Below are 23627 nucleotides of genomic sequence, written 5' to 3' on the forward strand. Positions count from 1 at the left end.
CGGCACCACAGATGCCTCAGATCGAGTCTCACTGACCACGGGCGCGCTCCAGCTCGCTCCAGACCGGTTGGTCAGGTATGAAAAGCCGCAGCGTATCGCCCAAATTCAACGTTCCGGGACACTCAACCCACGCCGTCACCCCGCGCAGATTTTTGGCCGCTGGTTTGAAGGCTTTGCCAAAACCTTCGTGAACGCCCTCAATCACACGCCCTGGGAAAATGCAGGGGCGGTTTTCCATGTCGATGGTAAGGGTTGCGCCGTCGGGCCCTTGTAAACGTGAACTGGGCGGCACGTGGGTGAAGTCGGGAATGCCTTTGATCACGAGCGACGCGCCTACCCATGCAGGATGAATGTGATCAAGCTCCATGGCCTGCGCGATCCGGTCCAGCTCTTCCTGACTGACAACCGAAAGCTGGCGCACATTCGCAATTTCCGTGTTCTTAGCGTAAAGCGCGGACACACGGCTGCAAGAAGCGCGCGTCACGCCCGCGTGACACTCTCCAGCAGCCCCCCCAAAGGCCAGCGGCAGACTCCGCACTTCCTCAGCCTGCAAATCCTGTTCACGGTCAACCACACGACCAAGCCAAACAACCTCTGCCTCAAAATCCGTTGCTTTCAACGCAGGCATTGCGCCCTCCCTGCTCAATTCCTTTTGCCAAAAACCTAGACAAGCGCTGGAAATCAAACAACGCACGTTATGTGACGCTTGGTATCAGTGGTGGTGATACGCCCCTCAAAAAAAACGACAGTGGGCAAACCACACAAAAATAGCTGTGTCCGCATTTGATGTTGGTTCCGTTCGTTTCTGCTCGGACTTAAGAGCGACTGCAACAAAATTGCATTTTGTGTCCAGAATCACCAAACCTGCGGTCTATCTGGAGCTCAGCCTTCAGAAAACCTCGTGACAGAGGATCACCGCCACATGTGTTTTTCACTGGTACGGTGCCGCGGCTGGGCGAAGACAGCTGGTCTGAGGCGTCAAGCCTCAGCTCTGTATGCATCCACAATTTCGTCTATGAGAAGGTCAATATCGGCCTTGGTGGTGGCATGGTTGATTATTGAGACACGAATTATTTGCCGATTCTGCCAAGCCCCGTGACTGGGATAAACTCGAGCTCTCTCTTGAATGCGGGCAAGAACCTTTGTCGTCAGTTCATCAGTCTCACAGGCAATGGCGACCTGATTCAAAACAACCTCGTTCATGATCGTGATACCCGGCACAGCGGTCAATCGATCCGCAAGATATACCGCCAAGGCGCAGTGGCGCGCGATCATCTTCCGCACGCCTTGTGCCCCCAAATGCTTAATGATCGCGTAACTCGGAATACCGCGCGCACGACGGCTCAGCTCAAGAGTTGACTCGCTAGGCTCCCATGTTTCGCCAAGTTCAGGAAGATACGCGCCTCGAGCGCTCATAGCTGATACCAGTGCCGCGCGGTCACGCACGATGCAAAGGCCAGCATCATAGGGCGCATTGAGCCATTTGTGTAAATCAACAGCCCAACTGTCTGCACCATCCACGCCGGCTAGCCGCTCCCGCAATTCAGGCACGGCATGCGCCCAAAGCCCGAAAGCCCCATCCACATGAACCCAGCCCCCCGCGGCGTGGACCATCGGAATTACGTCCGCAAAGGCATCGAAACTGCCCGTGTTGATTTGGCCCGCCTGAAGAATAACCAGAGGAGGATGCTTGCAGTCTGCGAGCGCCGCCCGAAGCGCGCTTACGAGAATGCGGCCTTGATCGTCCGTTTCAAGATGTATCGCGTTGCCAAGCCCAAGACCCGCATAGCGGATCCCTGCCATCGGGGCGGAATGCGCAGCGTCACCAATCAACACCGGAATATTGGGCGCACCAAAAAGCCCGTTCTCGCTGAAGTCCCATCCTTGTCGAGCCAACAGTGCGTCGCGCGCCGCGATGATGCCTTGGGTGTTTGCAACAGTTGCACCCGTCACGATCCCGACACCGCTGTCTAATGGCAATCCCAATAGCTCAAGGCACCACTGGCAAACAGTTTGTTCGATCAGAGCAACAGAAGGGCTTTCCCAAGACGATGCCGAATTCTGCCCCCATGACGTCACAAGGAAATCAGCGGCAGCACCGACAGGCATTGACCCGCCACACACATACCCAAAAAAACGAGGAGACGCGTGTCCGTGGAGCCCCTTACCGGCAAATGCAATCAAATCGTCGATCACAGATGAAGCAGTGTCCCCTTGTTCAGGAAGCGTTCCGTCAAATTGTGGCGCCAAGTCAGAAGGCCGCAGGGATGGCTTGACCGCAGCCGTTCCAAGGGAGGCCCGATATTCCACTGCCTCATGCGCCGCAACCAACATCGCCGCGCGGTCGTCTTCAGTCAGAGGCAGTCGCTCATCGTTCGACATATTGGCATTCCCGATCAGGTTGTTGTTCAGGACACGCTAGCTTGCACCGAAACCGTGGTCTAGCTTTTCTCCCTTCAATAGAGGTGCCACTCAGAAGGCTGACCGGATATTCCGTTGGCCGCCTGAAAGTCAGTTTTGCCCCGCGCGGCCCGCCTTGGAGCTGATCCCAGCGAAGGGCCAATCCTGCTCGACATTGAGGCATGCAAGCAAAGTAAAAAATCCCCAAGGCGCCCTCACACCTTGGGGATCTCTCAGTCTTGGGCCCCGATATCGGGGACTGTCCCTCTCGTATTAGCCGGTGGGTTCCGGCTCCATCCCGCCATCATCGCCAGACGGCTTGCTGCGGGGTTTGGTCTTAGGGATCGCGGTCACGCTGGGCGCGTTGCCTGCATCCGCGTCGTCATCGTCGTTCGTGCTGGGCGACTCGCCATTCATCACACGTTTGATTTCGTCGCCAGTCAGGGTTTCGTATTCAAGCAAGCCCTGTGCCAGACGTTCCCATTCGTCGTTCTTCTCGGTCAGGATCCGCATGGCGTCGTCATAGCCCTGCTGGATAAAGCGTTTCACTTCATCCTCGATCATTTCCTTGGTCGACGCCGACACCGAGAACCCGCCTGCGCCGCCGTTGGCCTGATAGCCCGCCGCCGCTTCCTGATAGTCGATGTTGCCTACTTTGTCAGACATGCCCCACTGCATCACCATGGCGCGCGCCAACGCACTTGCCTGCTGAATATCGCCCGCAGGGCCATTGGACACGTGGTCTTCACCGTATTTGATCACCTCGGCGGCCTTGCCGGCCATGGTCATCGCCAATTTCTGCTGACACTCATCACGGTGATAGTTCAGACGGTCCATCTCAGGCAGGCTCACCACCATACCCAGCGCACCACCGCGCGGAATGATCGTTGCCTTATAGACCGGATCACACAACGGCAGCTCCAGACCGACCACAGCGTGGCCCGCTTCGTGATAGGCTGTCTTTTCTTTCTGGTCCTGTGTCAGCACCATCGAGCGGCGCTCAGCGCCCATCATGACCTTATCTTTGGCCTGCTCAAAGTCTTCCATCGTCACAAACCGACGTCCCACACGCGCAGCCATCAACGCCGCCTCGTTTACGAGGTTCGCTAGATCCGCACCGGAAAAGCCCGGTGTGCCGCGCGCGATGATGCGCAGATCCACGTCAGGACCCAGAGGTGTCTTGCGCGCATGCACGCCCAGAATTTTCTCACGGCCCTTGATGTCAGGGTTGCCCACGGTCACGTTGCGGTCAAAACGACCCGGACGCAGCAACGCAGGGTCCAGAACATCCTTACGGTTGGTGGCCGCAAGGATGATCACACCTTCGTTGGCCTCAAATCCGTCCATCTCGACAAGCAACTGGTTGAGCGTCTGTTCGCGCTCGTCGTTGCCACCGCCATAGCCCGCGCCACGGTGACGGCCCACGGCGTCGATCTCGTCGATAAAAACGATACAAGGCGCGTTTTTCTTGGCCTGTTCAAACATGTCACGCACACGCGATGCACCAACACCCACGAACATCTCGACAAAGTCGGAACCGGAGATTGTAAAGAACGGCACGCCTGCCTCGCCCGCGATTGCACGCGCCAAAAGCGTCTTACCGGTGCCCGGAGGGCCAACAAGCAGTGCGCCTTTTGGAATTTTACCGCCGAGTCGGGAGAATTTCTGCGGGTTGCGCAGGAATTCTACAATCTCTTCCAGCTCTTCCTTGGCCTCATCAATGCCGGCCACATCGTCAAAGGTCACGCGACCATGTTTCTCGGTCAGCATCTTGGCTTTGGATTTGCCAAAGCCCATCGCGCCGCCTTTGCCGCCGCCCTGCATGCGGTTCATGAAGTAGATCCAGACCCCGACCAACAGCAACACCGGCAGCAAACTCACCAGCAAAGCTTGGAAACCAGATGTTTCCTGGCTCTCCGCATTGAACGGAATACCGTTTTCCAACAAAAGCTTACTGGCCTCAGCATCGCTGGGCATGATGGCCACGAATTTGTCACCGTTCTTGGTGGTATAAATGGCGTTTTCGCCATCAATCGTTGTCTGAGCGACATCGCCACGTTCCACGGCGGCCACAAAGTCAGAGTAGCTCTGCTCGCGGCTCTGCATCGCAGATCCGTTGCTATCAAAAAGGTTGAACAAGGCCAGGATCAGCAAAAAGATGACGACCCAAAAGGCTATATTGCGCGCATTGCCCAAGGCAAATCTCCCGTAAAAACCACCGCGGTTCGTATCATGGCGGCGATTAGAGTTAAATAGACATCACACAGCGCAGTTCAATGCGTTTTTGCGCTTGTTTGTCACTATCAGCCAAACACAGCCCGCCCGTTAATCAATTCAGCATACCAACCTTCACCGAATCCGACCAGCGGGGCGGCGATCAATTCCCCGTCACGCCAAACAGCCGGCGACGCCAAGTGGCATTTGCGGGGCAATGCTCTTGACCGCCACTGCGGACACAATTGCAGGCCGGCCTCTCCCAGACAGCCAACCGAATATTCCGCTTCGGCGCCACGCAGCCGCCAACGCCCATCCCAGACATCACCCACCTTTGCCTGCATATCGCGAACTGCGCGCCATTCCCTTGCAACCACAATGCTCTCTTTGGTGTGAAGGATCAGGCAACCATGCAGAGCGGTATCCGCCGGACCACTCAAAGCCTCGTTCAGCGCTTTGAAACGCGGCCGATAGGGCGCTCCGGACACAAATCGCAAGGCGTCCGCCAACAATCTCAAAGCCACAGCCTCAGGCACTTTCGCCAAGGCTTGCCGATCCAGCACAACATTCCCGTCTTTCACACAGGCAGCACGCGCCTTGGCCTCTGCCACCGCCCATGCCGACACGTCGCGCTCCCGCGCCATATGGTCGGCGGTTTGCACCAATCGCTCGACCGTCAGCCCCAGTGGCGCCAGCGTTTTCATCATCTTACGCGCCTTTACCCGATCAAAATGGGTGTCTTCGTTGCTGGGATCATCCGCCCATTCAAGGCCCGCTTGCAGCAAATGTCTGCGCAAGTCATCTCGGCGCACCGTCAGCAAAGGACGCAACCACGTAAGCCCCTCCTCTTGGCGCACCTCCGACATCCCCGCGAGCCCGTCCACGCCTGAGCCGCGCGCCAACCGCATCAAAAATGTCTCGGCCTGATCATCTGCTGTGTGCCCAAGCGCCACATGGGCAATCCCGCAACGCTCGGCCCATGCGCGCAGGGCTCCCCGCCGTCCGACCCGTGCTGCGCTCTGCAAATTGCCGCGCCCGTCCCATTGCCAGTCCAAAGTGTCATGCGACATCCCATGCGCCGCCGCATAGGCGGCCACCAGCGCGATTTCTTCAGCGGCTTCTTTGCGCAAACCATGGTTCACGCTTGCCACACACACTGTCGCCCGCCCCCAGCGACGTAGCAGGTCCAGCAAAGCCATGCTGTCTCCCCCGCCGCTGACGGCCACACCGATTTTTTCGGGAATGTTATCACCCAAGGCGCTGTCCAGCGCCTTAGTCACCGTTGCATCAAGAGCGGACACCGCTCAGGAACACTGCAACGCAGTCATCTCATCCTGCGCCTGTGTCACAAACCCGGACTGCGGATAACGCACGCTCACCTCGTTCAAGGTCACGCAGGCCTCACTGGTTTGGCCCAACGCCCCCAAAGACCTGCCCAACCGATACAAGGCTTCGGGCGCGGTGCCAGCCTGTGGTCCGCCCGAATATGCCTCAAGAAAGGCCCGCGCCGCGCGGGTATTTTCCGCCATCCCCTCCAGCGCCTGACCACGTCGCAAATGCGCCTCCGCCTCAAGCGGGCTACCCGGATAGGTCTGCACAAAAGAGGCAAACTGGTCCGCCGCTGCGCCATAATCGCCGCCATCCAACGCAGACATTGCGCGGGCAAAATCAGCTTCCTCGCCCACGGCCAACTCACTGGTGTCCACACTGTCACCGGACCCGCCCGTGTCGCTTTCCACCACACGATCGCTCTCTTCAATGTCGCCACCCAACGTGGTGGTCTCACCCAAAGCGCTCAGATCGCCGCCCTCAAGTTCAACCAACCGGAACTCCAGATCTCCAATGCGGTTGGTTCCGTCCTCAACAATGCGCTCCACACGGTATTGCAGCTGTTCGGTCTTGCCGGTCAGCACCTGCAACTGACGCTCGATCACATCTACCCGCTCAAGCGTGCTTGCGCCTGTCGGTGCCGCGCTGCCCGCGCCGCCTGTGGTGGACAGCTCACGCTTCAGCCGCTGAATGTCGACATAAAGCACGGTCAATTGCTGTCGGATATCCGCGAGCGTTTCGTCATTGCTGTCCTGCGCCCAGCCCATAACCGGTGCCAGCGCCAGAGCCATCGCGGTCAGCCCGCCAAAAACCGTGCTTTTCATGTCCGTTTCTCCGTTAGCTCGACAGGCCAGCGGTCAGCACCGTCACCGAGCGCCGGTTCTGCGCATAACACGCCTCTTGCGAACACACCTCGAGCGGGCGCTCCTTGCCATAGCTCACTGTTTTCAAACGGTTGGATGCCACGCCTTGCGACACAAGCAACTCCTGCACCGCAGCCGCACGTCGTGCGCCCAAAGCAAGGTTGTACTCCCGCGTGCCCTGCTCATCGGCGTGACCTTCGATCACGGCGGTAAAATCGCTATTTGCCAACAACCAGTTCGCCTGCGCCAACACCACCAGACGGCCTTGCTCGCTCAATGTGGACTGGTCCACCTCAAACAACACCCGATCACCAATCGTTTCGTTAAAATAGGCCACCGAGGTCGGGTCAGAGGCGCTACCTGCTTCGCCCAAACCGGATCCAGTACCGGTGCCCGACCCGTCCAGATGCGGCTGGCTACACGCCGCGAGCGCTACGCCGGCCACAAGTAATGCGACTTTGCTCAGATGTTTCATCTCGAAGTGCCTCTTCGTTTGCTTGCCTGTTCTTGCGCCAGTCCTATCACAGCTGGCGCGGCGTTGAAATAATGCCTTGCCTTACTGCAAGGGAGACCACGCGGGGTCTGATCCGCCACCAGTCACCTCAACACGTTTGAGGTTACGACCGGACACATCCACAGAATAAAGCGCCGACACCCCGTCAGAGCCGCGGGTTTCTCGGGTGAACATAATGACACGCCCGTTGGGCGCCCATGTCGGCCCTTCGTCGAGGAATGACGCCGTCAACAGGCGCTCATCGCTGCCATCCGTGCGCATCACACCGATGTGGAATCGCCCTTTGTTTTGCTTGGTAAAGGCAATCAGGTCGCCGCGCGGACTCCAGACCGGTGTGCCGTAGCGCCCCTGCCCAAAGCTGATGCGCTTGGCCTCACCGCCGTTGGCGCTCATGATGTAAAGCTGAGGCGAACCGGACCTGTCGCTCTCAAACACGATCTGGCTGCCATCGGGGCTAAAGCTCGGCGCAGTTTCGATAGAGGGGGTCGAGGTCAAACGCACACGTTTGCCACCCCCGATTGCCATCTTATAAAGGTCGGTGTTGCCACCTTCGGTCACAGACATCACCACACTCTTGCCATCCGGGCTAAAGCGCGGCGCAAAACTCATGGTACCGCTTTGGTTGCTAAGAACGCGTCGCTGTGCGGACCCCACGTTTAGGACGTAAACCTGCGGAAATCCGGTTTCGTAGCTGGTATAAAGAACGCGGTCTCCTGTCGGCGAAAACCGAGGAGCCAGCACGATCGAGCTGCTGTCGGTCAGATATTGCAGGTTCGCCCCGTCATAATCCATGATCGCCAGCCGCTTCTTGCGGTCATTCTTCGGGCCTGTTTCGCTCACGAAAACCACGCGGCTGTCAAAATACCCGCCTTCGCCTGTGATCCGGCTATAAACCGCATCGGCCACCTTATGCGCCATGCGTCGCCATCCGTCGGTTGTGCCTTTGAAACGCAAACCGTTGCCAAGCTCTTGCCCCGCAAACACGTCAAACACGCGGAACTTCACCTCAAGCTCGTTGCCAGAGACCGACACACCGCCCGTGATCAGCGCTTGCGCGTTGATCGCTTTCCAGTCGGCAAACTGCACAGGGCTGCCAAAATGCGTGATCGTCGAGATATGTGCCTTGGCCGGAATTTCGCGGAACAATCCGGTGCCGTTCAAATCCGCCGCAATGACCCGCGCCATGTCTTTGGCAATCTGGTTCGATCCGGGGGTTTCGGCCACAAGATCAGGCACAGCATAGGGCAAGGGTTCGATCACACCGTCGGTGATTTCGATCCGCAAGGGTCCGCTCTGCGCCTTCGCAAGCTGCGCCATCGCGCCAAACGCGCAAAGGCCGATCAGAAGGCTCGCTGCAAGTTTCTTCATTTGCGCCTCATTTTCTCCGGATTGAATGTAATTTCCACGTCTTTCCAGTGGTCGTATTTATCCTGCGGCAGATCATAGCCGCTTTTTTGACATCTAAGAACCGCTCGCCGTGCGGCCTGAAACGCGGTCTGCACTGCCGCGCTGTCTCCACCGGTGGCATCGATCAGCCGCACGTCGCCCTGCACCTTGCCATTGCGGTCAAGCGACAGCCCCACAATCACGGTCACATCCGCCGCTCGGCTGCCCACATCCACTACCCAGCATTGCTGCACCGAAAGACGCAACGCGTCTTTCTCTCCGCCTGTCAGGGGCGGTCCGCTCGCTGTGCGGGTTTCGGCGGGGGCCGATTCTGCAGCGGCCTCTGCAAGGGCGGCCGCCACCGCATCTTCGGTGCGCGGTGTCTCTTGCGGTGCGGACTCAGTCACAACGGGGCGCTCAGGCCGCAGTCTTGGGCGCACCGACGTGCTCGGTGCAGCGCTGGCGATGTCTTCCTGCTTGGGTTCCGTGACGATTTCGCTTGAGGCGGCCTCGGGCGCGGTCTCTTCCAACACCTCCTCCGCGGCCTGCCCCGCCTCGTCCGGCGTCGTGGCCTCCTGCACATCGTCGGCAATGGCCACCTCCGGATCAGGTTGCGCCACAGGGTCCGGCGCCACCCGCTCCGTCGGCACAGGTTCTGGCCGGATGGGTGTGTCAGGGATCACAACGGCCGTGTCCGCCTCGGGCTGCGGCAGGACAGGTGCCTCATCAGCAACATCCTCCGGCTCCGGCGGCTGCGGGTCAGGCACATCCGGCAAGGCTTCCGGCGCGGCTTCTTCCACAAGCTCTGGCGCGGCTTGCTGAATGGCCTCGTCAATTGCGGCCTCTACCTGCGGGGCGACGCTGTCTTCTGGCGCGGTCGGGATGGCGACATCTGTGCTTAGATCGGGTGAAGGTTGCACAGCACTGAGCGTTGCGAATTCTTCGGCGGTGATAATGGCGACTTCGGACACCTCTACTGGCGGTGCGTCCGGACGGAACACGCCGCCCAACAGGACCCAGCCGATCAGCCCGACATGGGCTGCGCCAGAGATATAATGTCCGATATGCACCTGTTCGCGCTCCGGCCTATTGCCCGTCTTGGCCGTCCAGCGTCGGCCCGCCTACGTCTGTCACCAGACCCACGTTGGAAAACCCGCCTGCGTTCAAAGCGCCCATAACCTGCACCACAGCCTCATAGGGGATTGCCCCGTCCGCCCGCAGATATACACGGTCGCTGTCACGCTCGGCGGCCACCGCACGCAACATCGGAACCAGTTCATCAGCCGCGACCTCGGTGGTCATGACACTGATCGAGAGGTCCGCGGCAATGGTCACGGTCAAAGGCTCTTCCTGCTCGCCCGGCAACGGGTTCGCCGCCGTTTTCGGCAGTTCCACAGGCACGCCAACGGTCAACAAAGGCGCCGCCACCATAAAGATAATGAGCAACACCAGCATGACATCCACGAAAGGCGTCACGTTGATCTCGCTCATCGGCTGGCTGCCGCGCCGGCTGCGGCGACGTCGCTTGCCGCCACCTCCGCCGGATTTCATCACACCCGCGCCCATGGCTTATGCGTCCAACTGGCGGCTAAGGATCGTGGCGAACTCATCGGCAAAAGCTTCGTATCCGGCGATGACCCGGTCGCTGTCCGCGCTCAGCTTGTTGTAAAAAATCACGGCAGGAATGGCGGCCAGTAGCCCCAAACCGGTCGCCAAAAGCGCTTCGGCAATACCAGGTGCGACCACGGCGAGGTTGGTGTTCTGCTGCGCCGCAATTTCGATAAAGGCATTCATGATGCCCCAGACCGTACCAAACAGGCCAACAAACGGCGCCGTCGACCCGACAGTCGCCAAAATCGGCAACCCGTGCTGCAACTCATCCGCTTCTTTTGCAATGGCCACGTCCATGCTCCGGTCAATCCGGCTTGTGGCATTGGCAATCAACACCCCGTCCTGACGATGGCTGCGCTGCCATTCCACCATGCCGGCGGCAAACACCCGCGCCGAACGCCCACTCGGCTCCGGTCCCAGCTCTTCAAACAGTTTGTCCAAAGGCTCGCCCGACCAGAACGCCCGATCAAACTGCGCCGCTTCCCGACGGGCTTTGCGATACATGATGTGCTTCTGGATGATCACCGACCATGACCAGAAAGACGCCACGATCAGCATCACCATCACCAGTTTCACGGTCAGGGTTGCGCGCGCGAAAAGCGCCCACATCGAAAAATCGACTGCTGCTTCCATAATGCCTGCTCTACTACTTTTGGCCCTCTGTCGGGGCTTTGATTTGCTGGAAAGTTAACGCAGGTCCAGTGGGAAAGCTATCAATTTGGCGTTAGAAGCCGGGATAAGCCCGCAATTAGTGCACCATTTGGCGGATATCCGCCGGTAGCCGCACGGGCTGTCCGGTTTCGTTCATGCACACAACCGTAACGGTGGCCTGAAACAAAACCTCTTCCCCACGCTTTACCCACTGCTCCATCACCAGCCGCGCGGCGCTGACGCTGGCCACTTTAGTTTCCACTGTCAGAAGGTCGTCCAAAACCGCACTGCCAAGATAGTCGCATTCCACCCGCCGCACAGCAAAGACGATGCCCTCGGCCTTCATCTCGTGCTGATCCATACCGATCTCGCGCACCCATTCGCTGCGCCCGCGTTCGATGAATTTGAGATAGTTTGCATAATAAACGATCCCCGCCATATCGGTGTCTTCATAGTAAACGCGGATCGGCAGGGTGTAGATCATGGCAAAAACTCCGAGAAATATGTGGTGGAATGCGTAGGTGGAAACCGACGCAGGGGCAAGTCCTGCCCCTGTCTCAGTTTTCCACGGAGATCAAATGCACATCGCGTTGCGGGAAAGGGATCGAAATGCCTTCCGCATCGAACCGCTCCTTAACTTGGCCCGTCAAATCCCAATAGACATCCCAATAGTCGTCTGTTTTCACCCAAGGTCGGCAGAAAAGATTGACCGAACTGTCTCCCAACTCGCCAACAAAAATTGCCGGTTCAGGATCGGTCAAACAGCGCTTGTCCGCCGCGACCAGCGACTTGAGAACTTCAAGCGCTTCCGGTGCACTGTCGGAATAGGCAATCCCAAAAACCAGATCGACCCGTCGGGTTTTGGCGGCGCTCACGTTGGTGATCACATCCCCCCAGATCTTGGAGTTCGGCACCACAATGATCTGGTTGTCAAACGTGCGAATCTGGGTGGACACAACCGACATGTCATCCACGACACCACTGGCTCCCGACACCTCAATGAAATCTCCGGTGTCAAAGGGCTTCAGCACCATGATCATCAGCCCGCTTGCCAGATTCCCCAGCGTGTCCTGTAGCGCAAAGCCAATGATAAAGCTGAGCCCGCCAAACACAGCAAACAACGGAGTCACGTTCACGCCCGCAATACCCAACGCCACCATGAGGCCAATGAAAACCGTGAACCAATACACAACCGTCAGGACAAAATTCTGCAACAGCAGGGACATTGCCGGCAAACGATGCAGCGAGCGCGCAACGATACCTCGAACAAACCGCGCGATAAAAAGCAGCACCACAAAGGCAATCACAAACACGCTCAATTGCATCAACAGCCCGATCCCACCATCGCGCGACCCCATCCAGCCCAGCACGATTGCCACCATCGTTCGGGCATCCGAAGCCTGCAGCGTGGCACTCGACATTGCCGTTAGAAACTTCTGGTGTGGTGTGATGTCGTCAACAGCCCCGCCCTTCGCCGCCCAGTTCGCCAGGATCGTTCGGTAATTCTTGGCAACCCGCGCCTGTTCTTCGGACGTATTGGCAACCGCCATTCTGGCGGTCTCTGCGGCAGATCCGGTCAGGGTTTCGAGCTTTAAGTTGAGGTCAACAAACTCCGCCATGACGTCGGACATATGGCCCTGCCAAACGGTGGCCAGTTCAGAAAGCTGGTCGTTTGTAAGCGGAACAACATACAGCTCAAGAGTTTGCGGAGAGACGTCCCTTGAGGAAGCCTTGTCGACCAGTTCGTCGCTCGACGCCGATGCGACCTGCGCCCAAACGCCAAACAGAAAAACCGAAACAAATCTCAAGAACCAAAGGCTTACCGCTCCGGAATTAGCCATGTTCGAACCCCTTCAATGCAACTCCCAGACATCCTTCCCTGTCAGGCAACGCATTTCAAGCTTGCTCATGAAAATGACCACCCGCTCGGTTGCGGATGGCCTTAAAACTGTGTCAGCGCGCGGATCTAGCCACTGACGCCCGCAAATTTGACGCCGCTCAAATCCGCCATCTCGCGTTTCCACGTGGTGATGTCGTCGTGGTTCAGGTCTGACAGGTTTCCATGCCCGCAGGCCCGTGCCAGAACCTGCATCAATTCCACACTGGCCCCGAAATAGCGCGCCAACTTCTCAGCACCGATCTGCACATCCAGCCGTTTTCGCAGTTCGGGCTTTTGTGTCGCGACGCCGACAGGGCAGTTGTTGGAATTGCACATCCGTGCCGCGATACAGCCCACCGCCTGCATGGCAGAGTTCGACACCGCCACGGCATCCGCGCCCAAGGCCATGGCTTTGACAAAGTCCTCCGCCACCCGCAGCCCGCCGGTGATCACCAATGTGACCTCGCTGCCCGCTTTGCTGTCCAGATGCCGCCGCGCGCGGGCCAGTGCCGGAATGGTCGGGACCGAAATGTGGTCGCGGAAGATCAGAGGCGCAGCCCCTGTGCCACCGCCGCGGCCATCCAGAATGATATAGTCGGCACCGGCTTCAAGCGCGAAATCAATGTCCGCCTCAATATGGTTCGCCGACAACTTGAACCCAATCGGAATACCGCCAGATCGTTCGCGCACCTGATCCGCCACCTTGGCAAAATCCGCTGGCGTCTTGAGATCCACAAAAGTACTCGGCGAAATCGCCGCCTGCCCCGATTGCAATCCACGCACATCGGCAATCTTGCCTTGCACTTTCTCACCAGGCAAGTGACCGCCCGTGCCGGTTTTCGCGCCCTGCCCGCCTTTGAAATGGAACGCCTGCACGCGCTCGGTCAGTGCAACATCCCAGCCAAACTGCGCGCTCGCCAGTTCATAAAAATAGCGCGAATTCTCGGCTTGCTCCTCGGGCAGCATACCGCCCTCACCAGAGCAAATTCCGGTGCCCGCCATCTGGGCACCCCGCGCCAATGCGGTCTTGGCCTCTTCGCTCAGCGCCCCATAGCTCATGTCCGACACAAACAGCGGAATATCCAGCGTCAGCGGCTTTTTGGCCCGAGGCCCGATCACCACCGAGGTCGCCACCGGAGCGTCGTCCAGCAAAGGCTTGCGCGCCACCTGCGCCGGCAGAATCTGGATATCATCCCAATGAGGCAAATCCTTGCGCGGCACCCCCATTGACCCCATCTCGCCGTGGTGCCCGAGCTTGCTCAACCCATCTCGCGCCAGTTCATGAATGCGCGCCACAGTTGGCTCCTCGGGTGTCGGTACGGCATCAGGTGTATCAGACACGGGTTTCGGCGCGTGATCTCCGGCCTTAAGGTCGCCCAGTTTGGCATGGCTCCCATCGCAAAACGGCGCGTTCGCGCTCGCTTTGCACTGACACAGAAACGCTGTGCCGCTTTTGTCTGACACAAATTTCTTGGGCGTCATGCCGGTGCCAGCATGGCTGCCGTCACAAAACGGCTGGGTCTTGGACCGCCCGCAACTGCACCAGAAATAGCTCTTACCGTCTTCCAACTCGACCTTGGTGGGGTTGGTCGCCGCAATAATGGGCACGTCACTTGCCATGTCACTCTCCCGTTCGCATGAGGTTGATACACCTCACACTGCACAGAAGTGGAAATACACAATACCCCCGCAGGCGCACAGAAAGGTGCGGAAATGCGCAGGTTAAGTGGCCGAGGTCGTAGTCCGACCTCCCAAGCCGCGCCCCTTAGCTTTCCAGTCGCAACCGCGCAAAAAGCCGCAAAGCGTGGCTGGCATCCGCCGCCGCGGACGGCATCATCCGGTCATAGGCCGCTGCAATCACGGCGGCAATTTCCGGCCGCAATACCGTTGCCCCGCTGTCAGGCACCACCGCCAATGGGCTGGTCTCGCGAAACGCCTCCGATCCCCAAGTCACAATCACTTGGACCGCCTCGCCAAGCGCCAGTGCTTCCGCGGGGATATCCATCATTGCGTCGTTCATCCGCAAGAAAACAAAGGCCGCTTGAATCGCGCCGTCGTTGTCAAAGCGGAACGCCCGATATTGCGTCGCGTCCGCCGCCTGCAATTTCGCAACAAGACTTTCCAATCCTGGAATCATGCGTCCCAAATCCGGCACATCCAGCAATTCCGCCCACTCTCGGAAGAAAAACACCATCAGGTTGCTGCCCAACTCGGGGTCGGTTTCCGCCATCTGGTGCCCGACCAAAGTTGCCACTGCCTCGATCGCCCCTTTCACGGTCGCCAGCGTTTCGTCCTGAACACCAAAAACAACCGGCGCAATCGGCCGCCCCCAACGGGCAAAACCATAACTGCCGTCTTCGCGTGTAAACAGCCGCTCTACGTCTTCGGGGGTCATATCTGCGTGTCCTCTTTAGGTCTCAAACAAGCGCCCCACTTCTTGTCCAAAGCCGCGCCGAGGTCCACCCCCTGCCACCGCGCAAACAGCAGCAAAAAGCCAAAAAGGTCCGCCAATTCGTCCTCTGGATCACCCGCCAACACCGCCGGATCGCCATCCCGTCCCGCCCGCGGCCAGATCCTCACTCAAACAAACTGGTTTGATCACCCCGCTTTGGCGCTTCAAGTCCCAGATGCCGCCACGCCTTTTGGGCCAACATCCGCCCTCGCGGTGTGCGCTGAACCAGTCCCTGTTGCAACAAAAACGGCTCAATCACTTCTTCGATGGCATCACGGCTTTCGCTTAGAGCGGCGGAAATCGTGTCTATCCCAACCGGCCCGCCGCCATAGTTCTCAGCAATGAATGTCAGATACCGTCGGTCGGCCCCATCCAGCCCGAGACTGTCCACCCCAAGACGCGTCAACGCACCATCCGCCAGCGGCTTGGAGATTGTTCCATCCCCCTCCACCAAGGCAAAATCCACAACCCGCCGCAGCAATCGCCCGGCAATACGTGGCGTCCCGCGAGAACGCCGCGCAATCTCACGCGCGCCAGCGTCATCAGCCGGCACGCCCAGCTTGCGGGCATTGCGGGTGACAATCTCGTTCAACTCATCTTCGGTGTAAAACTGCAACCGGGTCGGAATACCAAACCGGTCGCGCAACGGCGTCGTCAGCAAGCCGAGCCGCGTCGTCGCCCCCACAAGCGTAAAAGGCTGCAACTCGATCCTGACCGTTCGCGCCGCTGGCCCCTCGCCAATCACCAAATCCAGCTCGAAATCCTCCATCGCCGGATAAAGCACTTCTTCCACAGCCGGATTGAGCCTGTGAATTTCATCAATAAACAGCACGTCGCGGGCTTCCAGATTGGTCAGGATTGCCGCCAGATCACCCGCCTTTGCAAGTACAGGGCCGGAGGTCATGCGAAAACTCACCCCAAGCTCGCGCGCCATGATCTGCGCCAAGGTGGTTTTCCCCAAACCTGGCGGTCCATGAAACAGCGTGTGGTCCATCGCTTCGCCGCGCCGCTTGGCGCTTTCGATGAATACCCGAAGGTTCGCCCGCGCGTCTCGCTGACCGATAAACTCCTCAAGCGCCTGTGGCCGCAAGGCGCGGTCCGCATCTTCAGGCCGCGGTTCTGGACGCAATGTCGGGTCTGGTTGATCCATCGTTTACCCCTTCGGCGCCAATAGCTTCAGAGCCAATCGGATCAAATCCGCCGCTTCTGCGTCCGGCACATCGCCCGCCGCCTCGGCCACCGCTTGCGCCGCCTCTGACGGGCCATAGCCAAGATTGCTCAATGCACTCAACGCATCCGCCTGAACGCTCGCAGCCGCTTGCGCCGCGGCGCCGCGGGCCGAAGCCCCTGACCTAACCTTTGTCGGTGCGCCGTCCGCGTCGTCAATCACGTCGTCTGCCCTCTGTGGTTCGGCCGGCGCCTCACCCATCGCCTGAGACAGAGTGCCCCCCAACGCCATGATCTGCGGAGCTTTGTCTTTGAGTTCTATCACCACCCGCTGTGCTGTCTTGGGGCCAATCCCCTTGGCCGCTTTTATCGCAGTCACATCTCCAAGGGTGATCGCCCGGCTCACGCCATCCGCGCCCAACGTGCCGAGAATGGCCAAAGAGGCCTTTGCACCAATCCCCTGAACCGACATCAGCAACCGGTGCCACTCTTTCTCCAGAAGCGTGCTGAACCCGAACAGCTGCAACAGATCCTCGCGCACCAACAAATCGGTATAAAGCGCCACGGCCTCACCAGCCGGTGGCAGCGTCGCCAACACGCGATCACTGCAATAAACCACATAGCCCACGCCATGTACGTCAATCAGAACGTGGTCCGTCGTGCGGTATTCCACCCGCCCCGAAATCTTGCCAATCATGCGCTCGCCCTCTTGAGTGCCGCGTCATACCCTGCGCCCGCCTTGGCATAGTGCGCATGACAAATTGCAATCGCCAGCGCATCGGCCGCGTCGGCGCCCTTGATGCTCACCCCAGGCAATTGCAGCTTCACCATATGCTCGACCTGATGTTTTTCCGCATGCCCAACGCCAACAACGGTCTTCTTCACCTTGTTGGGGGCATATTCGCCAATGACCAGCCCTGCCTGTGCGGGCACCAACAGGGCAATCCCGCGTGCCTGACCCAGCTTGAGTGTGCCCGCGCCATCCTTATTCACAAAAGTCTGCTCAATCGCCGCATGGTTGGGCTGAAACTGTGCCACCACATCGGTCAGTTGCTCATGCAGGCTCAACAACCGCTCCGCCAAATCTCCGCCAACCGAATGGCAAATGCCATTTGCGACATGACTGAGTCGGCTACCTTCCGCGTCGATGACGCCCCAACCCATGTTGCGCAACCCGGGATCGATCCCCAAAACCCGCATCTTTTGCCTCACTGCCATAAAGTTTTTCACATTTTTTCCAGCAGTAGCACGAAACGAGAACAAACGCCAAGACAATAGCGCGGCGACATTTTGCGACACGGCATCGCCTATCAGCGACACGTGTTAGTCATATGGCAAGAATTTGCGGTCAAAAGCGACGCGCAACAGGTCGTTTTCCGCCATGTTTTTAAGGCAAATGAGCGACAATCCACCTATGCAACAAACGCATCCCACCTATGCCAAAAATAATCTTGTTTCCTTAACGCCGCATCCATATTTGCCGGTCATCAAGACAACGCGGACCACCCCAGCATCAACACAAAGGAATTAGGAAATGGCCTCGATTGACAACACCTCGAACACCGCAACCACTGGCCATTTCGGCCAGTTTATCAGCTCCATTGTTGCCTCTGTCGCAGCATGGAATGACACGCGCCTGACTCGCAACGCCTTGCGGCAGCTCAGCGATCGCGAACTGGAAGACATCGGTCTGTCCCGCGACGATATCGACGGCATCCGCTAAGTCGGAATGCCCGCCCGCAAGGGCGACGATAACACCGCATTGGAAACCGTGGCGCCATCTGGCTCCGCGGTTTTTCTTTGCCCAATAACAAAACAGCCCCGAGGAGAGAGACCCGGGGCTGTTTTGTGTGATCTTGGAGGGATCAACAAATTTCGAATTGGCTTAGAAGATGGTCTTGAGCTGCAGCGCAACCCAGCGGCTCACCGGATCAGGGCGCATGGTAAAGGACGCCACCTGCTCGACAGTCGAGGCATCCGCCATGCGAGACACTTCCTGCGCATAAAAGTCGGGACCAAATTGAGCGATCAGAAGCCCTTTGACGCCAAAGAAGGCCACCGCGATCATCGTCACCCCCATCCAGGGGAAGCTACGGCGATTGGCTTTACCTTTGACAACAACATACCCGTTGCGGGTCACGACGACGGACTCACGCCCTTTGCGGCCAGTCTTGGCCTGCTTGCGATAGATCTTGGCAAGACGGTCGTGAAATTCTGCGTAGGACTCACTCATGACACTAGCTCAACATTTGGCCCCCACCAAACGTGTTCAAAGTCGCGCCGAAATGTGGCGGAAATAAGGCAAAGGACTTGAAATACGGCAAAATCAGGACAAATCTGGCAATAATGCCAAAGTCTTAGGGGGATTTTGGAAACAGTGCCGAGGCCAGCCATCAACTGTTTTAAAATGGCAAACAATGGGTTCGACACAGTCACAAAAAAGGGCGACCAACGCCGCCCGATTCTCAAGATACGTTAAGATCCGCCTAAAGAGACAAATGTCAGCGCTTTGTTAAGGTCAGCGTGGTCCACTCACCCACTTCCTCACGGGTGTGCACGTCAAACCCCGCGGCATCATATGCCGCCACAACGTCATCTGCCTGCTCGTTGAGAATGCCCGACAGGATCGCGTGACCCTCAGCGGCGATATTGGCTCCCATCTCGGGCGCAAGATCCACCAGCGGCGCTTTCAGGATGTTGGCAAAGACCAGATCATAGGGGGCTTTCGCCGCAAGGTCAGGATGTCCAAAGCCCGCCGCCTCAAGGCAAATCACCTTGCCGGTGAGACCATTCGCTTTGACGTTGGCTTCCGCAACGTCCACGGCAACCTCGTCAATATCGCTGGCAAGCACAACGTCCGGCCAGATCCGCGCAGCGCCCATGGCCAGAACCGCAGTGCCACACCCGATGTCGGCAACACATTTGCCCACAAAACCTTCATTTGCCAGCCGGTCCAAGGCCTTGAGGCACCCCAACGTTGTGCCGTGGTGCCCTGTGCCAAAGGCCATCGCCGCCTCGATCAACAAAGGCTCGGAGTTGTCCGGAACTTTGTCCGCGTCGTGACTGCCATAGACAAAGAACCGCCCAGCCTCCACCGGAGCCAATTCCCGCTTCACATGCGCGACCCAATCGGTCTCAGGCAGTTCGCTCACAACAAAAGGCTTCGCGCCAAAGGCCGCCGCCAGAACGGCAAGCGCCGCCTCGTCAGGGGCTTCGGTAAAATAGCCGCCGATCTCCCAGAGACCCGAGTCGTCTTCGATTTCGAACACGCCGATCCCCGTGGGTTCCGGAACCAGCCGCTCCATGGCTTCGCCAAGCTTTTCGCCCTGCTCTTTGCCGGGCAAGGTGGTTAATGCGGTGAATGTGGGCATGACAGCTCTCCAGATGACGCTGCCTGCGCTTAGGGTGTCTCAGCCGCAGCGTCAAGCAAAGCCCTATTCGGCTGGCGACCGGACATAGACAGAAAACCGAGTTTCGTTGCCTTTTTCGGGATGACGCGGGATCAGGGTCGCAAGGAACAAAGAGATCCCAGCCATCCCCGCGGCCAGCGCAAAGACAGCGCCCGGAGAAACCAGCCACAAAAGCCCGAGAAGCACCGGCAGAAAAACAGCCGCGATATGGTTGATTGTAAAGGCCACCGCCGCCGTCGGCGCAATGTCCTCTGGGTCGGCGATCTTTTGGAAATACGTCTTGAGCGCCAGCGCCAAGGCGAAAAGCATGTGGTCAATCACATAGAGAATGCAGGCAAGCATCAGCCCCCAGCCAAAGAAATAGATGCCCCCATAAGCAAGGAACACAATCACCAAACCGGCGTATTCAAAAATCAACGTGCGGCGTTCACCAAAGCGGGCCACCGCATGTCCAAAGATCGGGGCCAGTGCCATGTTGGCCACCAGATTGATCAGATACAGCGCGGTGATCTCATGCACGTCAAAGCCAAAGCGCTCGACCATCATGAAACCGGCGAAAACCACAAAAATCTGGCGCCGCGCACCCGCCATGAACTGCATCGCATAGTAAAGCCAATAGCGCTTCTTGAGCACCATTTTACGCACTTGTGGCGTGCGGCTTTCAAACTGTGGAAAGGCAAAAAGGCAGTAGAGGGCGATCAATACAGTGACGCCGCCACCCGCCATATAAACAACCTCATAGCTCAGATCGAACCGCTTCCAACTCAGGACAATCAGCCCATAGGCCACCAGCGTTGCCGCAGAGCCCACGGCCGCCAGATATCCGAGAACCTTAGGAGCGTTCTTTTTGTCGAGCCACTGAAGCTGGAGCGACTGGTTCACCGTTTCATAATAGTGAAAGCCGATCGAACTCAGCATGGTGATCATCAGAATGCCAGCCATCGACGGAAAATATGCAGTAACTGCGGTCGCCGCACCCAAAAGCAGCAGCGACACCAATCCCAGCGTCTGTTCCCGAAAGAGAAACAGCAAATAGATCACCAGAACCGCCAGAAACCCTGGAATTTCGCGCACGGTGTGCAACAAACCAATGTCGGACCCGTCAAATCCGGCGACCTCGATCACAAAATTATTCAACAGAGCCGACCATGTGTTGAACGCGATCGGCATGGCAATCGCCATAAGCACCAAAAGCGCAATAGGCCGCCGCCAAACAGGCAACGTATGCGCATCATCAAGGGAAATTTTTTCGATCATAGTCCGCGTTTACGCCTGTGCCGCGACCTTGGCGAGAGGCAATTTTGCACAATTCCTGTGTGGCGCGTCGCACCGATCCTATGCGCGGGATCGAATTGTGCCGACGCTCTGTCTCACAGCCCGCGGTATTTGCGGCCGGAAAAAGGTCAGTAGAAACTTTGCGGATCGATGTCGACCGCGAGGCGCAGATCGCCCTTGAGCTTGAATTGTCCAACCCATTTCGCCAGCGCCGCCTGCAAGGGCGCTCCCTTGTCGGCCTTCACCAGCAATCGCACGCGATGGCGCCCTCGCACGCGCGCAATGGGCGCCGGTGCCGGACCATATACCTCGGCGCCGATATCGCGCAGCATCTGGGCATTTCGCGCCAGCGCGTTGCCAAGATCAAAGACCTGCGCCGCGTCCTCGCCCGACAGGATAATCCCCGCCATGCGCCCAAAAGGTGGCACACCCGCGTGGCGGCGCTCATCAGCCTCGGCCCGCCAAAAACTAAGTTCATCCCCTGCCAGCGTCGAGCGGATCACCGGATGCTCCGGCTGATAGGTCTGCAACAAAGCCTGCCCCGGTTTTTCCGAACGCCCCGCGCGACCCGCAACCTGCCGCATCAATTGAAATGTGCGTTCCGCCGCACGCAGGTCAGATCCCTGCAATCCAAGGTCCGCATCGATCACACCGACCAAGGTCAACAGCGGGAAATTGTGTCCCTTGGCCACAAGTTGCGTGCCAATGATGATGTCGGCCCCTCCATTGGCGATCCTTTCGATACCTTCCTTCAAGGCCCGCGCCGAGCCAAACAGATCGGAAGACAACACCGCCTGCCGCGCATCCGGCCAAAGCTTCTCGGCCTCCTCCGCCAGCCGCTCCACCCCAGGGCCGACCGGTGCCAACTTGCCCTCAACTTCACAACTTGGGCAGGCCTCAGGCATCGGTTTGGTCTCGCCGCATTGATGGCACACCAACCGTTTCAGGAACCGGTGCTCCACCATGCGCGCGTCACAGTGGTCGCACCCCACCTGATGCCCGCACGCCCGACAGATTGTGACAGGCGCATAGCCGCGCCTGTTGATGAACAATAGCGCCTGTTCGCCCTTTTCGATCCGCTGATCCACCGCCCGCTTCAGCGTCGGAGAAATCCAGCGATCCCGCGGCAGGTCTTCGCTGCGCATGTCGATGGCCCGCATCTGAGGCAAAATTGCCTTGCCATAGCGCGAGGTCAGCTCAAGCTTCTCGTATTTTCCAGCCTCAGCATTCGTCCAGCTTTCAAGGCTCGGTGTGGCCGAGGCCAGCACAACGCGCGCCGAGGCCAAGGACGCCCGCAAAACCGCCATGTCACGCGCGTTATAAAGCACGCCGTCTTCTTGCTTATAAGATGTGTCGTGTTCCTCATCGACCACGATCACCCCAAGATCACGGTAAGGCAAAAACAAAGCCGAACGCGCACCGATCACCATCTGGGCGCCGCCCTGCCCGACCATCTTCCACGTGCGCCGCCGCTCGGTCATGGTCACACCGGAATGCCACTCCGCGGGCTTTGCGCCAAACCGCGCCTCTACGCGGGTCAGAAACTCCGCGGTCAGGGCAATCTCGGGCAAAAGCACCAGCGCCTGCCGCCCCTTGCGCAGGCATTCCGCGACGGCCTCAAGATAAACCTCGGTCTTGCCGGACCCTGTGACCCCACGCAGCAACGTTGTGCCGTAATCCCCGGACCGCACACCAGCCCGCAACGCGTCGGCCCCCGCCGCCTGCGCCTCGGTCAACTCCTTGCCGCCATAGTCCGGATCAAGCCGCATGAACGGCACGTCCCGCGGGGTGTCCTCTTCGCGCACCACGCCCTGTTTGACCAATCCCTTGATGACCGAGTTCGTCACGCCCGCCATCTGGCCAAGCTCACCCATTGTGAAGCTTAGCCCCCCATATTCGCGCAATGTCTCGAGCACCCGACGCCGTGCGTCCGTCTGCCTGTCGGGCTCGCCATCTCCAAGGCGGTAAATCTTGCGCATCGAAGGTGGATCCGACAGCCCCGGCGCGCGCGTCGCCAGCCTGAGCATCGCGTGCAGAGGAGTCAGCGTATAGGCCGCCGCGCGCTCCAGAAAACCCCGCATATCCTCGCCCATTGGCGCCACGTCCAAGATCCTCTGCACCGCACGGATTCGCGAAATATCAAAATCACCTTTGCCCGGCCCCCAAACGACACCCAGCACACGGCGCGGCCCCAGCGGCACCTCAACAAATGCACCCCGAAAACAGCCGCCCGCAGGCGCCTTGTAGTCCAGAAACCGGTCCAGCGGCTGTGTGGTCAGAACCGCCACCAACGCGCCTTCTTCAAAATATGCCGGTCCCTCTTGGGCCTCTGTCATTGCTGATGATCCGCTGTGCCTGATTTGCCCCATCGGGGTCTGCCGTAAGCATCCGCATCTGGACGGCAAAGGCAAGATGGCGATCCTCTGCCCGTCACAACCCAAGCCTACAAAAAAGTTGCGGCAATCACCGCCGCCCT

General features: G+C 58.8%; 23 protein-coding genes. 1 reads left to right on the forward strand and 22 read right to left on the reverse strand.

The genetic code is table 11. The annotated features are described in order from the left end of the window. Positions 1 to 28 precede the first annotated feature (28 nt). From BM069_RS06725 to ruvC, 18 genes are all read right to left on the reverse strand, one after another. Positions 29 to 628, reverse strand: a complete 600-nt coding sequence (locus tag BM069_RS06725; protein ID WP_093322044.1) for an MOSC domain-containing protein — start codon at positions 626 to 628, stop codon at positions 29 to 31. Positions 629 to 978: 350 nt separating this feature from the next. Continuing rightward, the gene (locus tag BM069_RS06730; RefSeq protein ID WP_093322046.1) at positions 979 to 2382 is read right to left on the reverse strand and encodes a pyridoxal phosphate-dependent decarboxylase family protein; all 1404 of its coding nucleotides are present in this window, start codon (positions 2380 to 2382) and stop codon (positions 979 to 981) included. Positions 2383 to 2673: 291 nt separating this feature from the next. Beyond that, positions 2674 to 4596, reverse strand: coding sequence for an ATP-dependent zinc metalloprotease FtsH (ftsH, locus tag BM069_RS06735; RefSeq protein WP_093322050.1), 1923 nt, complete (start codon positions 4594 to 4596; stop codon positions 2674 to 2676). A gap of 107 nt (positions 4597 to 4703) precedes the next feature. Further along, positions 4704 to 5894, reverse strand: coding sequence for a tRNA lysidine(34) synthetase TilS (gene tilS, locus BM069_RS06740; RefSeq protein ID WP_139216162.1), 1191 nt, complete (start codon positions 5892 to 5894; stop codon positions 4704 to 4706). Between the two features lie 24 nt (positions 5895 to 5918). After that, complete coding sequence (gene ybgF, locus BM069_RS06745; protein ID WP_093322055.1) at positions 5919 to 6767, reverse strand: tol-pal system protein YbgF; 849 nt, start codon at positions 6765 to 6767, stop codon at positions 5919 to 5921. 13 nt (positions 6768 to 6780) lie between these two features. Continuing rightward, entirely contained in the window at positions 6781 to 7281 is a 501-nt protein-coding gene (pal, locus tag BM069_RS06750; protein ID WP_093322058.1) for a peptidoglycan-associated lipoprotein Pal, read from the reverse strand. A gap of 81 nt (positions 7282 to 7362) precedes the next feature. Next, positions 7363 to 8688 carry a Tol-Pal system beta propeller repeat protein TolB gene (gene tolB / locus BM069_RS06755; protein ID WP_093322060.1) on the reverse strand — a complete coding sequence of 442 codons (1326 nt, stop codon included), beginning with the start codon at positions 8686 to 8688 and terminating at the stop codon, positions 7363 to 7365. Beyond that, the gene (locus BM069_RS06760; protein WP_244503554.1) at positions 8685 to 9776 is read right to left on the reverse strand and encodes an energy transducer TonB; all 1092 of its coding nucleotides are present in this window, start codon (positions 9774 to 9776) and stop codon (positions 8685 to 8687) included. Before BM069_RS06760 ends, tolB begins: the two co-directional genes overlap by 4 nt. Before the next feature lie 16 nt (positions 9777 to 9792). Then, the gene (gene tolR, locus BM069_RS06765) at positions 9793 to 10272 is read right to left on the reverse strand and encodes a protein TolR (RefSeq protein WP_093322063.1); all 480 of its coding nucleotides are present in this window, start codon (positions 10270 to 10272) and stop codon (positions 9793 to 9795) included. 3 nt (positions 10273 to 10275) lie between these two features. Then, entirely contained in the window at positions 10276 to 10950 is a 675-nt protein-coding gene (gene tolQ / locus BM069_RS06770; protein ID WP_093322066.1) for a protein TolQ, read from the reverse strand. 115 nt (positions 10951 to 11065) lie between these two features. Then, positions 11066 to 11452, reverse strand: a complete 387-nt coding sequence (gene ybgC, locus BM069_RS06775) for a tol-pal system-associated acyl-CoA thioesterase (RefSeq protein ID WP_093322069.1) — start codon at positions 11450 to 11452, stop codon at positions 11066 to 11068. 73 nt (positions 11453 to 11525) lie between these two features. Next, entirely contained in the window at positions 11526 to 12809 is a 1284-nt protein-coding gene (locus tag BM069_RS06780; protein WP_093322071.1) for a mechanosensitive ion channel family protein, read from the reverse strand. A 125-nt stretch (positions 12810 to 12934) separates the two neighbouring features. After that, a complete protein-coding gene (locus BM069_RS06785; protein WP_093322074.1) occupies positions 12935 to 14467 on the reverse strand; it encodes a glutamate synthase-related protein in 1533 nt (510 codons plus the stop codon). Between the two features lie 145 nt (positions 14468 to 14612). Next, positions 14613 to 15242 (reverse strand): hypothetical protein, encoded by a 630-nt coding sequence (locus BM069_RS06790; protein ID WP_093322076.1) that lies wholly within the window; start codon positions 15240 to 15242, stop codon positions 14613 to 14615. Beyond that, on the reverse strand, positions 15239 to 15427 hold the full coding sequence (locus BM069_RS19795; protein WP_093322079.1) for a nucleoside triphosphate pyrophosphohydrolase family protein: 189 nt from the start codon (positions 15425 to 15427) through the stop codon (positions 15239 to 15241). Before BM069_RS19795 ends, BM069_RS06790 begins: the two co-directional genes overlap by 4 nt. Beyond that, positions 15424 to 16449, reverse strand: coding sequence for a Holliday junction branch migration DNA helicase RuvB (gene ruvB, locus BM069_RS06800; RefSeq protein ID WP_093322081.1), 1026 nt, complete (start codon positions 16447 to 16449; stop codon positions 15424 to 15426). Before ruvB ends, BM069_RS19795 begins: the two co-directional genes overlap by 4 nt. Before the next feature lie 3 nt (positions 16450 to 16452). Next, on the reverse strand, positions 16453 to 17163 hold the full coding sequence (gene ruvA / locus BM069_RS06805) for a Holliday junction branch migration protein RuvA (protein ID WP_093322084.1): 711 nt from the start codon (positions 17161 to 17163) through the stop codon (positions 16453 to 16455). Continuing rightward, positions 17160 to 17666, reverse strand: a complete 507-nt coding sequence (gene ruvC / locus BM069_RS06810; protein ID WP_093322815.1) for a crossover junction endodeoxyribonuclease RuvC — start codon at positions 17664 to 17666, stop codon at positions 17160 to 17162. The genes ruvA and ruvC overlap by 4 nt, the downstream gene beginning before the upstream one ends. Positions 17667 to 18000: 334 nt before the next feature. On the opposite strand from ruvC, the gene BM069_RS06815 reads away from it, so the two are divergent. Beyond that, positions 18001 to 18189 (forward strand): DUF1127 domain-containing protein, encoded by a 189-nt coding sequence (locus BM069_RS06815; RefSeq protein WP_093322087.1) that lies wholly within the window; start codon positions 18001 to 18003, stop codon positions 18187 to 18189. A 162-nt stretch (positions 18190 to 18351) separates the two neighbouring features. Here the strand turns inward: BM069_RS06815 and BM069_RS06820 are convergent, their stop codons facing one another. The 4 genes from BM069_RS06820 to BM069_RS06835 form a co-directional block, all read right to left on the reverse strand. Beyond that, the gene (locus BM069_RS06820; RefSeq protein ID WP_093322090.1) at positions 18352 to 18699 is read right to left on the reverse strand and encodes a hypothetical protein; all 348 of its coding nucleotides are present in this window, start codon (positions 18697 to 18699) and stop codon (positions 18352 to 18354) included. Between the two features lie 268 nt (positions 18700 to 18967). Further along, a complete protein-coding gene (locus BM069_RS06825; protein WP_093322092.1) occupies positions 18968 to 19837 on the reverse strand; it encodes a 50S ribosomal protein L11 methyltransferase in 870 nt (289 codons plus the stop codon). A gap of 63 nt (positions 19838 to 19900) precedes the next feature. After that, entirely contained in the window at positions 19901 to 21133 is a 1233-nt protein-coding gene (locus BM069_RS06830) for an MFS transporter (RefSeq protein ID WP_093322095.1), read from the reverse strand. Between the two features lie 146 nt (positions 21134 to 21279). After that, entirely contained in the window at positions 21280 to 23487 is a 2208-nt protein-coding gene (locus BM069_RS06835) for a primosomal protein N' (RefSeq protein ID WP_093322098.1), read from the reverse strand. Positions 23488 to 23627: the final 140 nt, after the last annotated feature.

The organism is Shimia haliotis (assembly GCF_900114415.1).
Taxonomy (GTDB): Bacteria; Pseudomonadota; Alphaproteobacteria; order Rhodobacterales; family Rhodobacteraceae; genus Shimia; species Shimia haliotis.

Excerpts from the sequence above, each read along its gene's own strand:
- ruvC (WP_093322815.1), bottom strand. The coding sequence starts at position 17,666 with ATGCGGGTTTTGGGGATCGATCCCGGGTTGCGCAACATGGGTTGGGGC.
- BM069_RS06835 (WP_093322098.1), bottom strand. The coding sequence starts at position 23,487 with ATGACAGAGGCCCAAGAGGGACCGGCATATTTTGAAGAAGGCGCGTTG.
- BM069_RS06815 (WP_093322087.1), top strand. The coding sequence starts at position 18,001 with ATGGCCTCGATTGACAACACCTCGAACACCGCAACCACTGGCCATTTC.
- BM069_RS06730 (WP_093322046.1), bottom strand. The coding sequence starts at position 2,382 with ATGTCGAACGATGAGCGACTGCCTCTGACTGAAGACGACCGCGCGGCG.
- ybgF (WP_093322055.1), bottom strand. The coding sequence starts at position 6,767 with ATGAAAAGCACGGTTTTTGGCGGGCTGACCGCGATGGCTCTGGCGCTG.
- ybgC (WP_093322069.1), bottom strand. The coding sequence starts at position 11,452 with ATGATCTACACCCTGCCGATCCGCGTTTACTATGAAGACACCGATATG.
- BM069_RS06830 (WP_093322095.1), bottom strand. The coding sequence starts at position 21,133 with ATGATCGAAAAAATTTCCCTTGATGATGCGCATACGTTGCCTGTTTGG.
- BM069_RS06785 (WP_093322074.1), bottom strand. The coding sequence starts at position 14,467 with ATGGCAAGTGACGTGCCCATTATTGCGGCGACCAACCCCACCAAGGTC.
- BM069_RS06790 (WP_093322076.1), bottom strand. The coding sequence starts at position 15,242 with ATGACCCCCGAAGACGTAGAGCGGCTGTTTACACGCGAAGACGGCAGT.
- BM069_RS06825 (WP_093322092.1), bottom strand. The coding sequence starts at position 19,837 with ATGCCCACATTCACCGCATTAACCACCTTGCCCGGCAAAGAGCAGGGC.
- tolB (WP_093322060.1), bottom strand. The coding sequence starts at position 8,688 with ATGAAGAAACTTGCAGCGAGCCTTCTGATCGGCCTTTGCGCGTTTGGC.
- tolQ (WP_093322066.1), bottom strand. The coding sequence starts at position 10,950 with ATGGAAGCAGCAGTCGATTTTTCGATGTGGGCGCTTTTCGCGCGCGCA.
- BM069_RS06725 (WP_093322044.1), bottom strand. The coding sequence starts at position 628 with ATGCCTGCGTTGAAAGCAACGGATTTTGAGGCAGAGGTTGTTTGGCTT.
- pal (WP_093322058.1), bottom strand. The coding sequence starts at position 7,281 with ATGAAACATCTGAGCAAAGTCGCATTACTTGTGGCCGGCGTAGCGCTC.
- BM069_RS06820 (WP_093322090.1), bottom strand. The coding sequence starts at position 18,699 with ATGAGTGAGTCCTACGCAGAATTTCACGACCGTCTTGCCAAGATCTAT.
- BM069_RS06780 (WP_093322071.1), bottom strand. The coding sequence starts at position 12,809 with ATGGCTAATTCCGGAGCGGTAAGCCTTTGGTTCTTGAGATTTGTTTCG.
- ruvB (WP_093322081.1), bottom strand. The coding sequence starts at position 16,449 with ATGGATCAACCAGACCCGACATTGCGTCCAGAACCGCGGCCTGAAGAT.
- tolR (WP_093322063.1), bottom strand. The coding sequence starts at position 10,272 with ATGGGCGCGGGTGTGATGAAATCCGGCGGAGGTGGCGGCAAGCGACGT.
- ruvA (WP_093322084.1), bottom strand. The coding sequence starts at position 17,163 with ATGATTGGCAAGATTTCGGGGCGGGTGGAATACCGCACGACGGACCAC.